Annotated in this window: 9 protein-coding genes; all 9 read right to left on the bottom strand. The window is 43.7% G+C overall.

Annotated features, from left to right (window positions below):
* Positions 1–48: 48 nt before the first annotated feature.
* The 9 genes from C825_RS09220 to C825_RS09180 are packed head-to-tail and all read right to left on the bottom strand — an operon-like array spanning position 49 to position 16,013.
* Entirely contained in the window at positions 49–426 is a 378-nt protein-coding gene (locus tag C825_RS09220; RefSeq protein WP_010802268.1) for a hypothetical protein, read from the bottom strand.
* Positions 427–428: 2 nt separating this feature from the next.
* The gene (locus C825_RS09215) at positions 429–854 is read right to left on the bottom strand and encodes a hypothetical protein (RefSeq protein WP_010802267.1); all 426 of its coding nucleotides are present in this window, start codon (positions 852–854) and stop codon (positions 429–431) included.
* Between the two features lies 1 nt (position 855).
* Complete coding sequence (locus C825_RS09210; protein WP_010802266.1) at positions 856–3,678, bottom strand: tail fiber domain-containing protein; 2,823 nt, start codon at positions 3,676–3,678, stop codon at positions 856–858.
* On the bottom strand, positions 3,675–3,971 hold the full coding sequence (locus C825_RS09205; RefSeq protein WP_010802265.1) for a hypothetical protein: 297 nt from the start codon (positions 3,969–3,971) through the stop codon (positions 3,675–3,677). The genes C825_RS09210 and C825_RS09205 overlap by 4 nt, the downstream gene beginning before the upstream one ends.
* Before the next feature lie 5 nt (positions 3,972–3,976).
* Positions 3,977–4,297, bottom strand: a complete 321-nt coding sequence (locus tag C825_RS09200) for a hypothetical protein (RefSeq protein WP_010802264.1) — start codon at positions 4,295–4,297, stop codon at positions 3,977–3,979.
* Positions 4,298–4,323: 26 nt separating this feature from the next.
* Positions 4,324–9,327 (bottom strand): hypothetical protein, encoded by a 5,004-nt coding sequence (locus C825_RS09195; protein WP_010802263.1) that lies wholly within the window; start codon positions 9,325–9,327, stop codon positions 4,324–4,326.
* Between the two features lie 52 nt (positions 9,328–9,379).
* Complete coding sequence (locus C825_RS09190) at positions 9,380–11,398, bottom strand: hypothetical protein (RefSeq protein WP_007654339.1); 2,019 nt, start codon at positions 11,396–11,398, stop codon at positions 9,380–9,382.
* Positions 11,395–15,432, bottom strand: a complete 4,038-nt coding sequence (locus C825_RS09185; protein ID WP_010802262.1) for a phage tail tape measure protein — start codon at positions 15,430–15,432, stop codon at positions 11,395–11,397. The genes C825_RS09190 and C825_RS09185 overlap by 4 nt, the downstream gene beginning before the upstream one ends.
* Positions 15,433–15,434: 2 nt before the next feature.
* A complete protein-coding gene (locus C825_RS09180; protein WP_228100008.1) occupies positions 15,435–16,013 on the bottom strand; it encodes a hypothetical protein in 579 nt (192 codons plus the stop codon).
* Between the last annotated feature and the right edge of the window lie 10 nt (positions 16,014–16,023).

Below are 16,023 nucleotides of genomic sequence, written 5' to 3'. Positions count from 1 at the left end.
TATAGTGCAGTACCCAGAATACTATTTCGAATATGATAAAGCCTAAGATCATTCTGCTAATCCTTTTAAACCAGGACCACTTACTCGTCCTGCTGGACCCTCTGGACCGGGACCAGCATAACACCCTGGATGATTTCCGTCACCGTAGCACTCATTCAATGAGAAACAACGGTGACTAGCGCATTTATGTAACCAACAGCACTTCTGAATTTTATTCAGATAAAAACCATGTTCTGCTAAGGTTACTTTGTCCGGATTATCTCTCATCCACTTACGAATATCATCATGTTCTTGCTTAATCTTTTCACAAAAATCTTTACCCATGGCCGGATCAGGTTCAATCGGCCAAATAAACTGACGTCCTCTATCCGTATCAACTGTATGAGACATCACGAAATACGCGTATCTTTTATCTTTATCTTCCATCGTTATCCCTCCTTTACTAAATATTCGTGTAAGTACATAAAATTACCGGCAGTCAATTCTTTCGTTGCTTTAGAAGTGGCATCAACCAGGTCATCGAAGTCAACCTCTGAAATATAGTGCATCTCGATCTCAACCTCCTCGGCCAGAAACTCAGATGTGTATTCCCTGATATCATTGTCAAATTTCTTTGTCAGGCCATCAAGTTCTTTCTGTTCTTTTTCGGACCGATCTTTCTTCTTCATAAGATCATCCAAGCCGGCCGGTTTGAACTTATCGAAAGCGATCTTCATAGCTTCCTCGATTTCCTTCGAGTGTTTTCCCAACCGGACCAAATTACGCATCATGGCTGATTTGCCAGCCTTACTCATGTTTCCGAACGACACATACAATAGTGTACGATTCAAATTCACAATTTCTTCTTTCTTCATTTTACGCTGATATTTTTTGTTCTAAACTTTCTATTCTTTCAAGTAGTTCCTGTATCCCCCTAATGGCTATACAGGTTGTGAGGCTCCCATAATCGACCGAATAATGATCGTCTAAGTGTCTGACAAATTCAGGATAAACGGTCAACAACTCTTGCGCCGACAAACCTCCATACACATTGTCTGGCTCATCTCCTTTATAGTAAAAGTAAAATGGATTAAGCCTATTGATCTTATCCAGTACGGATTCGAACGGACGTATCATGTTTTTGTACCGCATATCAGATACTACCGTAACGGATTTGGCAGCAGCTACAATAGATGATGTCGTATAAAACATTTCAGTACCACCATTTACCATTGAGACTTTAGCCGATCCTTGCCCCGTATATAACTGCATTGATGTCTGTGTTGCCTGAACACCACATCCTCCATTTGTATACCGGCTATAAATCATAGCTCCCGAAAAGTTAAAATAGATAGTACTACTTACCGTACCCCCATCAAATACACCAGAATCCCCTTTAGGGCCTTGCGGTCCGGTTGCTCCAGTTGCACCGCGTGCACCTGTATCTCCTTTGGGACCTTGAGGACCGGTTGCACCTGTAGCGCCTCTATCCCCCGTTGCGCCTTTAAGGTTTACGTAGCTGCTCCAACCGGATGCACCGTAAATCCGCAAGCTGGTTCCTGACCACTGCCAGTCGCAGGAAACTCCATTAGAGCCATTTGACCCGGCTGGACCAGTCGCTCCACGAGCACCGGCAGGACCTTGCGGACCAGTTGCTCCGGTTGCTCCTTTAGCGCCAGCGGGTCCAGTCGCTCCAGTGTCGCCCTTCGGACCTTGAGGGCCAAGTAAATTTACATAGCTACTCCACCCGGAAGCTCCGTAGATACGCAAACTGGTGCCGGACCACTGCCAGTCGCAGGATATACCGTTTTCACCGCGTAAGCCCTGCGGACCCTGGGCACCAGTATCTCCTTTATCGCCTTTTACTCCTGCCGAGCCAGTTAAGCCGATCTCACCTTTGGGACCGATTGGCCCCTGAATACCTTGTATCCCCTGATCTCCCTTGTCACCTTTATCACCTTTGTCACCCTTTTCACCCTTCGGGCCAATTGGACCGACAGGACCTACCAATAAGGCTAGCTGTTCCGGAGTAAACATGTCATAGGTAAATGCGGCACCGGTATCACCTTTCGGACCTATTGGCCCTTGTTTGCCTTCTGGGCCTACCGGGCCAACGGGACCGACATTACCAGTATCTCCCTTCGGTAATACGAAATTCAATTTGTTTTTGGGATTACCATCCGGATCGGTTCCGTCAAGAGATAGGGATACTGCAGGATCATCACCTTTTGATACATTTCCGATCGAGAACTGTGGTGTCTTACCGGTAAACCCTATTGGCCCTGACATATCAACGAGAAAATTGAACCCCGTTTCGGTACGACTGTACAATTGAGCGTTATCCGGATCTTCTACATCATTGGTATTGATAAGGACGAAGTCGCCTTCCTTGATATCAGGATTATCCAGGTCAGCGTTCATGACTGAAATGGAAGGATACACTTTCTTGACTGAGAAACCATCTCCCTTTACAAAGACATTTGTCTTATCATAAGCCTTTGTCTCCTTGTTCCATTTGTAGACATAGAAATTGTCACCGACATAAGTCGGATGATCAGCGGTTTCTTGAGCGGCCACGGCAGACGAAGTAGCTAATTCTGCAGCGGCATTCGCGACTCCCGCTTTTTCTTCCGCTAGAACAGCGGCATCTGTGGCATTCCTGGCAGCAGTTTTAGCCAATTCCGCTGCATCATTTGCGACTCCAGTAGCGTCGTTGGCATTCTTTGTTGCTTTCTCCGTATTCTCTGTAGCCTTACTTGCTAAATCTGCCTGTTTTTCAGCTTCTTTCGCTTTTTCATCGGCATTCACAGCGGACCTTTTCGCCAGCTCAGCAGCTGTATTCGCCAATCCAGCTTTTTCTTCGGCTAACTCAGCAGCGTCGGTAGCTTTCCCGGCTTCAGTAATAGCCTGTTCGGCGGCTCTATTCGCGGCTCCGGCAGCATCATCAGCGTTCTTTGTTGCTTTATCTGCCAAATCAGCAGCGGTATTCGCCAATCCTGCTTTTTCATCGGCATTCGCAGCAGAGGCATTAGCATTTTCTGTCGCTTCTCCAGCATCCGTTTTAATCTTCTCAAAGTCTGATTTACGGGTAGCTTCGTCGGTCTTCCGTATTCCTTCCTCGGCTTTTCGTTTCTTCTCTGCGTCAACACGATCAGCTTCCTGTTCTTTGGCCGTAGTTTCAAAGGTTGTCAAGTCTGCTATTTTCCGATCAGCGGTTTGCTCGATCTGAGCCATCTTGTCGGTGACAATTTTGGCGGCATCGGTAGCCGGCTTCTGGAGCAGAGCAATGTCGGCTTCTGACAGGTCGGCAAATTTCAGTTTCAAACTTTCCTTTTCTTCCGGAGTCAGCTTTTCGAAGGTCAACGTAAGCAAAGCCAATTGTTCCGGAGTAAAGTCTGAAAACTTAAAATCCTTACCCATCAGGTCAGAGAGTGGAATAATGTTCTGCCAGGCACCCGCCCCCAATTTCCACTGAAGATGTGTTTCCGTTCGTTGCATGCCGACGCCTAACAGGGATAGCGGCGCCTCGACGATTTTAACCAGCGTACCGGTTTTCTGATAAGCTAGCAGAGAGTTAATGTTTGCCAGGGTACCGACCACTTCAACATCGCCATCTCCTACGCCCTGCGCTTGCGCTTGGAGCCAATCAAGGATCAACCGGCCCAGCTCTTGTATTTCGTTGTCCGTTAGATTCATCATTCTTCATTTGTTTTATTCTCTGCCAGGATATTATCAATATCACCCAGCAAGGTGGATATGATAGCTTTACGCTCGTCTTTCGTCAGATACTTATAATCCGTCACGTCAATCAACAACCGGTTGGAGGTACCCATGTAATGAGTTCCAGCTACTTTATTTCCAGATTTGGACGAAACGATATTGATATCTGTCACTTCCTGCCCGGCTTCCTGGGTAAATGTATAGGTGTTAATTACTCCAGCTGACACCTCTGTTACCCCTATTCGTTCTCTTTTATCACTACTGATTTGCATGTCGTTTATTTTTTAGAGCTATTTTCTAATAGGTTTACAACCTGAGCATATGCCCCGGCGATGAGATTTCCTGCCAATTTTTTGATAAGGGCCGCTTCTTCTAAACTGATTTCGATCGGCTCTTTAGCTGTGTAAATACGTTGGGACAAATTTGCAGCCATCATTTTTTCTTCTACCGAGGTTAACCCCTCACCCAAAAAGAGAAATGATGCTACCATCGTAGAAATCATCTTGTCCTTAGTTTTTACACCCTTATCGTCTTCGACTGTTTCGGTGATCGTCGTTCCATCGAAACTCTTAAATGCTTGATTAAAATTTACTTTCATGATTGTGTTGTTTTAATTGTTAGTCACTATAATTTTATTCGTACATATCCAGAAGAATCATACCATAATGTACCCTGATAAACTGTACCTTGTGGCTCGTAATTGAAAATAGATCTACCAAGTTTGAGTTGTGTCCTTCCAGCCATAAAGGTTGCGAATTCAGTTCCTTCATAAGTAATAGACAATCCAGCCGGACTTAAACCTGCTCTATAAGTTTCCTGTCCATTGACATATTGTGCCATAGTTAAAAATGGTACGCTTACAGCTCCCGTATCCATCCAGTGTAATTTTGCGACTTCTAAAGTAGACGACATCATTTTAAGCCCTCTTTCTAATGGATCAATAATTATTCTATTACCATCTGAATTACTTTCTAACTTTCCAGTCCACTTACCTGATCCATCATGATATAGAATAGTCTTAGCCGTTCCTGTCTTCGCCTGATCATAGGTTCCACCTGCCCATAACATGATATTATCAATGTTAGCAGAGATACCACCCTGTTCCGTCCAAGCCCCACCGGATAGTAACCCTAATTTTATTTTTGTTGTAAGCTGTAGTCCTCCGGAAATAGTAGTCCCATTCAAAGCGGCGACCAAATCTGAATCAAGAGAATAAATAGAGTCATTCGGATTAGGAGTCCAAGCTGTTGCATACTCGCCCTCTTCTAATTTTATCCAGTTGATCATCATTCGGCAAGATGTTTGGCAATACAAGCAAAAGAATTGTGCATCTGTATTACTAGATACAGTGAATGTCCAAGTATACTCTCTATCACCTGATACAACCGATATATCTTTTTGATACGAGCCTATCCAAATAGGAACGCTTGTTGTAATTGATGAATACAGACTAAATCTTAATGTATACTTTCGACCTCCCATTAACCTTATGCCAGCCAGACTTCGATTGTATAGTCGTCCATAAGAATTTGAAAAGTTGATTGATATGGAACCGTTGGATACTGACAAATTAGATGCATTACCATCGGCCTGCCAGTAAGCTGTATTTCGACAATTACCAGAGTTCCTGATCAGATTCAAATTATAAGCCTGAATGTCTACTTTTGAAGCTAATATTTTCGTTGTAGTAGAACTTTGATTTATCTTATTTACAATAGACGTCCCGGTATAATCCGTTGAAGCTACCCACCAATTATTACCGTCAGATTTTGTTATGAAGCCTGCATTATTAAGGCTTCTGATTCCGTTTTCTGCCACTGTAACACGAGAGACAAGACCTGAAATCCAAGATGAATTGACATTGAATTTGGAGGAATGATCAGAAACGGTCTGAGTTAAAGAGTCAAAGGCGGATTTGTTAGCCCACAGCGTATTACCCTGGGTTGTTGTGATCCAACCGGCCCCCTCTATCAATTTGCCGTTCGCGTCAAACTTACCGGCAAGAGCGTCAATTCTACCTTTCTCTATGTTTAGGCTAGCACTTATCGTCTTACCGACATTGTCTGCATAGTCCTGAGCTGACTGCTTAGTCTTAGCTGCGATCTGATCCAAGATAGACTGACGGGCATTATAATAAGCCGTCTGATAGGTTGCAAATGTGGTCCGGATCGCAATGTTCTCCGGTGTAGCGGTACTATGATAATTGAGTTCGCCTAGATAAGCGTTGTAAGCATTCACATAACCAGTCGTAGCGATTCCGTACTTGCCGGCATTGGCGATGATCTCTACCTTTTCAGAGGCTAAATCTTTTGCCTCCTGTTTCAATGTCAACTTCTCTGGCGGAGAGATTACGCCATCGCTAGCCCAACCGGTCAACCGGTCGCTGGCAGCCTTAGCATCGGCAATACCTTTATTCGCTGACTCCTGAGCCTTGTTAGCTACCGCGATCGCAGCTGCTTTGGCCGATTCGGAGACGCGGGTGATCTGTTCGCTAACCGTCGCATTAATCTTTGCCGGAGTCAGTTCAAGCATGGATGACTGATAACGACTCTCTAAATCATTAACTGTTGCTTTGGTCGCGTACAGCATCAGTGATTCGTTGACGTTATCAAGTTCAATACCCAGATTGGTGATCGTACCGGCATTCTTGTCTATCTTCTCACCCAGCAGCTTAATATGTTCGTCGGTCTGCTCGATGATCGTTTTCATCTCCAGCTTAAAATCAGCCAGGGCATCCGTAGTAAGAGCCAGCATGGTGACGTAGATATCTCCGGTACATTCAACGATAAAGTCACCGGTTCCGTCCCATTTGCCGCTAAACTCTTTCAAAACATAATCGTTCGACACCGACACGTTTTCCTCGGTATACAGTTCCTTGCCCGCAAAACCGACCTTCAGCAAGCCGGGAACCAGGCAACGGTACTTGAACGACACGTAAAACGTCGGAATCACTACTGTCTCACCGGTTATGTCAAGCGAAGGTTTGTTCGCCAGATCTGCGTTAGCCTGCCGGACCACGCTGTTTTTAATACGTAATACCCGCTGGCCGGCATCGGAGACGATAGCGGCTATCTTTTTCTTATTCGCATACAGGTTGTTGTTAAACATCAGTATCCGACCGTTCACAGCGAATACATTCTGTTCGTTGACCGTCGACCATTTATCAGTATTGGTCGCGAATGAAGCATTAGACAGGTAGTTGTCCTTAGTTGATATCTGAGTCTTGATCGAAGAGATTTCGGAGCGGAACAAACCTTCCATGATCTCAAACTTTGTCTTCACGTCTTCACCAGTGTGTAACATAAAGTGCCCCTTCAGATAGGCGTTGTCACACATGATTCCAGGTCCATATAGCTGTCCCCAATAAGATGTTATAAGTCCATCTAACATGCCATAACGAGCACGGATTGCGTTTTCAGGGTCCGTCTTCATCGCGTAGATAATATCCATGTACGGACTGCCAGGTTCCACACTTGTCTGTTTAATGATCCCCTTACGATCCGGATTGGTTAGATTATCCACTCGGACCAATGTATCACGGGCCTCCATGAGAGATTCGTCACCGACAAAATTCTTGTATTTAATCCAGTCAACCCGATTCCCTTCTTCATCAACACTACCGATATGCGTTTCTTCAACAGCAAATTCGTACTGCTTCGTGACATAATAGTCATTCTCCGGTGTCGGCATTCCATTAAAACGCTGTACCATTAATACATCGTCTGTCCAAAACGGATTATACAACACGTTTTCTTCTGTGTCCAGATAAATGATCTTATTCGCAATGTCTACCGATTTGATCTTCATCATATCGGTAGTCAAATGAGTTCCGTTCTCACCTAACAATTGAGAGATTACCATCTCATACACGCGTAAAACACCACGGAAAGTCGCATCGTCAATCTCAAGATGTGTTTTCTTTGCTATCACACCAGCTGCATTAACTACATCGCGCCAGGTAATTGCCCATCCGTAGCCGGCCGGGAATCCAGACGAAAAGTTTGGAGATGATAGATTTCCTGCGAAATAAGAATCCTTCTTAGCATAGATGTTATTCAACCAAGCATCACCTTCGGCTGACAGGTGAAAACCTACAACATCAAAATCGGCGGCATGGATATCAGAGTAGAGAGCCTCGACAATCAAAGCATTGGTCAAACCGGCTTCACCATGAACGAAGATATTTTTCATAAATTCATAGTTCCCCTCTCCAGTATCATCTATATCCTTACGGAGATAACGGGCATCAAGTGTAACGGTGTTGTCCTCTATCTTCCTTCTAATTTCATCTAAAGTTCGAGAAGCCGAAAAAACATTTTCATCTGTAGGTAAAGTTAGATCATTTAGTTTAATTATTTCAATACAATCACCGCCGCCCGGACCAGTTCCGATATTTCCGATCTCTTCTTCCAGTTCTTTAACTACGGCATTTTTGATTGTATTATGGATCGCTCCATAGGTCGTGACAGTCGGTTTTGGATTATTCGGATCGAAGGCCGGAATAAGTACCCCCTCAGTAAGTTGTACCCTCGGAAACTCAGCTAACCGAGGGGGTAAAATAAAATCCGGCGATGACAGATCGGGAGCGACTAAGTTGTCCGGGATATCGTTCTCGTTTTTAACAAGGTTTAAATAGGTCGATATTTCGGCCAGCTGCCAGGTAAAAGTATAACTGCTTGGTAATTCGTTCGAAACATATGTCGCATTGCTCTCTGTTACAACAATCTTCCGGATAGCAGTTGCTTCATATACGTATTTTGCACGGCTGGGAAAAAAGTCAAGCAGCCAACGGCGAGAGTATTCATCCAGGTAGCCAGTATTTTTCGTATACTTTCGCTGGGTGTCTACCTGATACTCCTCCCGCACATCGCCAAATTCAGCTATATTATGTTCATGTTCGGCATTCAGGCTGTTTGTTCCTGTCGCCCGGAAAGTATCTAAACCTCCTAAGCTATTTTCAAAAAGATACCACTGTTCATCATCAGATATAGGATCGGAAAAAGCATATACCTGAGATTCGGACAATTTTGTACCGGACCTCTCTATCCATACTTCGTAATAAGACGGATAGGTGTTTCCAAGTTTACCGGCTATTACCGAGTATTGCAGGTTCATTGTCGTAACATGACCGGCAACACAAGTTCCCAGCGAAATTACTTTTGTTGATTTGTCCGGATACGTCGCTTTGAGTTTCGCGGTACATTCTTCTACAGCATAATAGGTCAGCCATTCAGGTGAATAATAGGTAACAGGCTTAACACGCGGTTGCCAAGTCAGAAAATGTAGCTTCAACCAGTTCGATGCCGTATCCGCCAGATTGGCCACACCACCACGAACAACCCTAAAGTTATATTCTGTTCCATCAATTACGGCTGTAAATGTTTCTGCCAAGTTTGGCTGAACATAAAATAACGATCCGGCATCCAGATTGTAACTCAATTGTCCTTCGATAACCTCTTTCAAATCAATCCGGACCATGAGGTCGGGACCTGGCTCATAACTCTGCTCCAATAAAGTTTGATTCCCTTTTTTCAAAATAAAGGATATCAAACCGGTCGAGGATAACAGAAATTGATTCATGTTACCGGAGAGATTCAGCGCATCAGGTTTATTTAAAACTCCTGCCATTATTCATTTTTTCAGCAAATGTATTTGTGACTAACAGATAGGTAAAGGACAATTACCACTCCCTTAGAACAGGCTCTAACCATACAGTTAATGTTCCTTCTATTTTATCAACCAGAATAGGAATTTTCCCTGCTAAACGAATCTCTATAGCAAACCAACAGGCATGCGTCTCCACATGGTACCTTCCTCCGCGCCTGTATTCTTCTTCTGTGGGAGGTGGAAAAAACGATATCGGAGCTTGTTCTTTCAACTGCATCCAATTGTATTGACTTCCTACGCTATTCGACCAGCGACGGTTCCAGCGATACTTAGAGGATGGAAAATGTTCTGATTCAGATTTAGCAGAAGAAACTGGGTTATACAATTTTGTTGTCAAAAAAGTACATTCAGTTGGAACATTCTTACCTATGTTATATTTGATTACATTTGGTAATAGTTCCTGATTGTTTATTATTACTTTTTCATGGGCCGATATATTGAGTTTGTCAATATCCGACAAAAGCATTTTCGTTGTAACAGGGCGCATCGAGTTACGGAGCATATCATCATATTTACGCCAAAACTTTTCATACAATCCATCCGGACCGTTATATGCCAGTGAATAATCCCATATCCTTTCTCGTGTATCAAGATAGGCATAGATCGTTCCAGAGTCAAACCGTGAAGTTCTATGAGCCGTAAAGCATAGCATAGGTTTCAATTCCGATTTTTCCTGAGTCGAGTTTTCAGTATTACTACCTTGTGTAGGATCATTGTTCCAGACTATTTTCGAATTTATTGCTCTGGTCGTACCAATGTAAGGTGCAACACCACTTGATAGCGTTTCAAATTCTATGCTGACAAGTGTATCAGGAGACTCCTTTTTTTCAGCCTCCAGAGTGCCACCGGCATAATAACCACAATTTAAGGTTCCTACTTTTTCTATCACGTAATCAACCGCAGAAAAGCCTTCCCGAATAATCCATCCCCGTGTAAGATCAATAAAGGCTTCCGGATACATAGCCGCTATTTCATACATTGACTTCGAAAGATAATCAGGAGTTAAAGAAACCAACTTTCCTTCATCATTACTATATGATAATACAGGGCCTTTCTCTGCCGACAACTTCACCTGCTTGTATTTTCCTCCGTGGTTGATACTAATCGGAGCCGTCAGCAATCTTGTTAGGTCCTGACTTGCATTACCGTCAGCGATCTCGTTAAACAGTACAATTCTGACACTTCGCCGGGCTTCGTCCGGAATAAACTCACAACAAAATTTGTAACGAAATATATCTAATATCGTCGAAATATTACAACTCGGAACAATCTGATCGTAACGTATTTCGGCATTGACTATAGTATCAATGTTGTTATTCAAAAATACCATCGACTTAAACGGTTCTGTCCGAGAAAAGAAACTTTCTTCAAGCGTATACCCCAAATACTTAAAAACCTCCTCCAATAAATGCATTGCTTTAATAAACGGAGTAATATAATACCCGGCCGGAGTTGAGACAGTCTTATCATCAACAGTCTCTTCCCGGTACTGTTCATTCCACAGGGTATAATAACCGTCCGGCTTAATAGGGCCACCAACCCTGTTCAGGCAAATTATCTCGCCATTATCATGACTTTCTGCCAAGACTGGAAAACAGGAAAAGCGAGGATCTGGAGTAATCATTAACGAGCGGACAAAGTTGATCGCAGTGGTAAGTGATGAAAATTTAACGACTTTATCTTTAAAGACAGTTGTTAATTGTACATCTTTCATTTTCTCATAAAAAGATCCGATGTTAAGGAAAAAAGATGTATCAATCCCATCTTTCCGGCTGGCAGACAATATAGCCTGCCGGCAACGGATTGAGAAAAGACCATCCTGAATCGTCGCATCTGCCCGTGAGGGCATTTTATTTACTCCCGCCATATCATCTGGAAAACCAAGTATCTTACGATTATACTCATCCGAAGGAAGTTTTACCGGAAGCGATTGCTCTCCATATTCATTAAAAAACGGATTACTACGTTCCATTTCCAACACGGTACCGGGATTCAGTTTCAGTTCTTGCCCGGATGAATGCACTATTTTCATGACTTACTACCAATTTTACGGGATTCATTTAACTTATCTTGCTCTGCCTGTAATTCAGATTGCACAACGTATGCTTTCAGCGGCCCCTTATTCAACTGTGTAAGTAATGATACTAGCATCTTGATTATTGACAGAGGGATACCAACAGACGTATCATCCGGTTCCTTTGGCGTATTGCCGCTATAACCACCGGTTGCCATTCCCACGACAGAACCGGGTAACGGGTTAGCATTTGTTTTCTGCCTACGCATAGCTTCGAGAGCAACAACATGGTTCATGGCCGCCGGTTCACTCATGACAAAAGATGGTACAACATATTCTTTCTTATGAACCGGACCAGCCACCTCATACGGACTGCCATCACCAGACCAGCCTCCGACATAGTACCCGGCATTGGAGCTACTACCGGTAGCAACCCGCGTTCCACTACCACCACTACTTCCGGAACCGTCCACAGTCATGTTCATTACTTTCTTGCGTTCAGCATTAGCAACCGCAATCTGAGCCGCCCCTGTCGTTGTCATTACAGCAGCAGCAATAGCCCCGGCAATGGGACCCATCTGAGCAAAAGCCTGCATGATTGCTACAGCCGTATTTGCAATGATCTCTGAAACTTTAATAGCAAACTGAACATTGGCATATTTTTTCTGTACGGCAAGTTTCTTATTCTCTTTCTCCTTTTCCAGCCGGGCAACCTCTTCCGAGTTATCCCCTGCCCGTTGGATCTCCGCGTCATATTTTGCATCAATATTCGCCAGTTCTGCCTCCTGCAAAGCTGATACAGCGCCGGAAAACATATCCGAATAGTAATCAAAACTACTTTTCAGATATTTGATTTTTACCTGGACTTTGGCTTTTTCAAATTCTTCTAAACTCAGCAACTCCTGATCACGTTGTTGCTGTAACCATTGCATTTCCTTTTCATACTCTTCTTGCAGAGAAACCAAGCCGTACTGCTGACGGATCTGATAACGCTTATCCTCTTCCTGTTGCAGGATATTGGTTTTTGCTTTCTCATAGGCAGCATCCAGTTCTGTCGTATCCAATCCGTCTTTAATAGCCATTTCCTTCTTGGCGTTATAAACGTCTTCCAGTACTTTCAGCTGTAATTCAGTATCTTCACCAACTGTTGTTAGATTGAATTGTCCTTTGAAATCCTTCAGCAAATCCTGTAAAGCTTTTTGCTGATTAGCACGGGATTGTGAAGCTTTCAAATCAGCATCCAATACAGCTTTATTTGCATCCTCGATCGCTTTGGCCTTTTCCGGCCCATTATTCAGTTCAAGAGAAAGAATGTCGTTCTGATAAGCCAGATAAATATCCAGTCGTTTTTCAGCCGTTTCCGCATCTAAAGAAAGAGATAAAGCATCTGCCTGCTCACGTGTCATCTTCTGTTCTGCCACGGCCTTCTCCAATACCGTTTTCTGTTGGGTATAACCATTCTCGACTATTCTCAATTGCTTATCCCGGTTATCCTGCAAAGCGGCAATAACTTCTTTATCCCGCTTCTGCTCTATCTCTAACTGTTTCGTCTGTACGTCAACGATTTGCTTATTGATCTCCGCCTGCATCTTCTTGCTACCGGCTTTCTTCAAATAGTCCTGCAACTGTTCAAGACGCTTCTGGTAATAAATAGCATCGAAAGAAAGTACCTGAAGATTGTAGAACTGTTCAGTCTGTTCAGACTCCAGCTTCTGTTTTTTCAAAAGGGCAAGCTCCGACGAATGGGTATTCTCCATTTCTTTCAACTTCAAATCCATCGCCGCTTTAAATTCGGAGTCCTTCATATTCTTACTGGAACCACCCGACTCTGAAGTATCGTCGGCTAATATATCATTGATAGTCTTACTGCTATCCATTACAATTCCACGTAGAGCCTCCGCCTGAGCATCTAGTAACTCTTTAGCTTTATCACGTCTTTCCCTTCCGCGAGCAACCATATCAGCTAACATTCTATCAGACTTATCTTTGCTGAATAAACCGGCAAAACCGACTTCCATTTCTTCCAACCAGGATATTTGTTCCTGAAAAGCCTCCGGATCAGTATCCAGTCTGATTTTCTCCTTTTCAATTTCGACAAGCTGTTCTTTAGCCGCCTGAGCTTTCGCCATCGCATATATACTATCAATATATCTGTTGATAGCAGTCGTTGCCTTGTCTGTATTGATCTCCTCCAATGTCAAATTCCCCAGGTATTCAGGTGATAATTCATTGATCTTTTTTAAGGCAGACAAACGACGTTCTTTCGATTCCGACTCATCACGAGCGACACGTAAAAATTGCTCCAATTCGGTCTTTTGTTCGGCAATATTTTGAGCAGCTTCAGTTTCAACCTTATTCAAACGCCTCTGAACAACCTCCATCTTTGTCAATTCCTGATTTGCTTTGCGCATATAAAGCAACCAGGTCAGTACCACGGCTCCCATCAGTGCATAAGGATTTTTCAACATAGTTGCATACATTGTTTTCAAAGAAGAGATAATCTTCTCATTCCACAATACCTGTAATTTATCAACTATAATTGCAGACTTTACAGCCACAGTGTAAGCCGATAAGCCTATAACAACAGCCAGTATTTCAGTTGTATTTTCGCTTACCCATGTTGCTAATGTGACCAGCTTTCCCGTCCAGTGTACCGTTTGGTTCATGGCTCCAATGATCGCCGGGTTAAGTTTTTCCATTAGGTCGATAGCGAGCAAATTCATTTTATTACGAGCCTGAGCGCGTTTCGCTTCATTCGTATCCGAATTGATCTGAGCCTGTACGACAGCCTTATTCGTACCAGTCACGGCGGCCGTATAATCTTCGATCTCCTTTTTATTCATAACAAGGATCTCAGCCATCTTCGCATGTTCGGCACCGAACAAGGTTGCAGCCGACTCCCCGTTCTTGAATTTAGTTTCCAGTTCACTAATTGCCAGGGAAAGATCGAACACTCCATTCTTATAACCGATCCCCTTCTCTTTCATCTTCAGTAACACCTTGTCTAAGCTGTTACCGGCAATAGAAGCCTCGGAGTACTTCGGCGCAACCGCTTCGATCAAACCTATATGCTGTTCCAGTTCAATATTCATAAGCTTGGCAGTTGTTCCCGACTTTTCAAAAGCATCCGTAATATACTGGATATTACCTGCACCAGCCTGGCTACCGGCAGCAATGGCGTTAATGATCCGTCGGCTGTTCTCTGCACCGAGGTTCATTTGATTCATGACAGTAGTAAGAGCTTTAGCTGCCGGTTCTAGCTTATCCTTACCGGCAATCGAAAGGTATATGGCATCCTGAGCAACCTTTTCCAACGCTTCTGCATTTTTGAGCAATTCCGGTCGCTGGCTACCAATGATCGCAAACGAATCATCAATTTCCACGGCACTCTGCCTGATCCGAACACCTTCCTCTGTTACAGTCGTCGATAACCGTTTTGCACCATCTTCCAGCTTCTTTACATTATCATCATCCAACCCCGTCAAGGCTTTAAGGTTCGCAGATGAAGATTCCAATTTATCCCGTTCGTCCCGGAACTTGGAAAATGCCATCGTGATACCGGTAATAGCTGCAATACCCGTTCCGATCAGTCCCATGTATTTACCAATGAAATCGTTGGCACGAGAAAAAACCGATGCCTGGCTAGCAATTTCCAGCCGCATTTCCTTTTGTGCAACCAAAAGCTCACGGCTGATATTTTTCTGAACCTCTAACCTTTTATTATACAAATCTGTGTTCCGGGTAGAAGATCGTAATTGTTTATCTACTTCCTTCTTTGCACGCAATAATTCATTATATGTCGCACCACTAAGATTCTTCAGCACACGTTCTGTATCCGCTACTTCACGTTTATAATCTTCATACTTTTTCTTCTGAGCCGTTAGTTCCTTTTCGATCTTTTTGGACTGGTCGGAATTGCCTTTTCCTGCCGTCTGCAAATCCAACAACTTACCTTCCAATTCACCGATCCGCTTCTGGAGTTCGTCCGCGCTGGTCATTGCCGCACTATTATCCAGATAAATCTTTATACTCCTGTTCAAATCATTCGCCATACCTATTCTCTATCCTCCTTGTCTACAAAAATTCGCGTCGCATCGATCTGCATATCAGCGGCATATTCCGCTACCACATCTGCCAAAAACGGCAAGTTCTTATCAATCACCGGATCAAACCACCGGATCGGCTTCCGGTTCCCGGTTCCCATTTTAAAGAAAGAAAGCGGATTCGTCTCCTTTAATTTTCCATGTTTATCAGTCCATCGCGATCCACCACGAAAACCACCCTGACCACGACCGGCCCCCTTATGTATATAAACTCCTTCACGGGCAAAACTAAAACCAATCCGTTCAGCTTCACCGTTCCGAGAATACACATTCGGTTCAATTGATTCTGATAGTTGTTCATCCTGCTTCACCAGCATACGGACATTACTCCGCAATTGTCGGGTTACATCAATACTCCAGGCCTTCACATCATCATTGAATTGCTTCAACTTCTCTTTGTCCTGCCGTCGTTCGTAACGGGCAACAGCACTGACCGACTCCAGCGATATTTCAAAAGGCAACCCTTCGCGGGCACCTAAAAGGGAGTTTTTCCGTTTAGGTGTCCGCATCTGATCGCTAAGTTTCTTCATCACCCCCATA

The sequence above is a fragment of the Parabacteroides sp. ASF519 genome, from assembly GCF_000364265.2.
GTDB classification, from domain to species: domain Bacteria; phylum Bacteroidota; class Bacteroidia; order Bacteroidales; family Tannerellaceae; genus Parabacteroides; species Parabacteroides goldsteinii.
The sequence above is the reverse complement of the archived record's forward strand: the minus strand, read 5'-3'. Positions and strand labels throughout refer to the sequence as shown.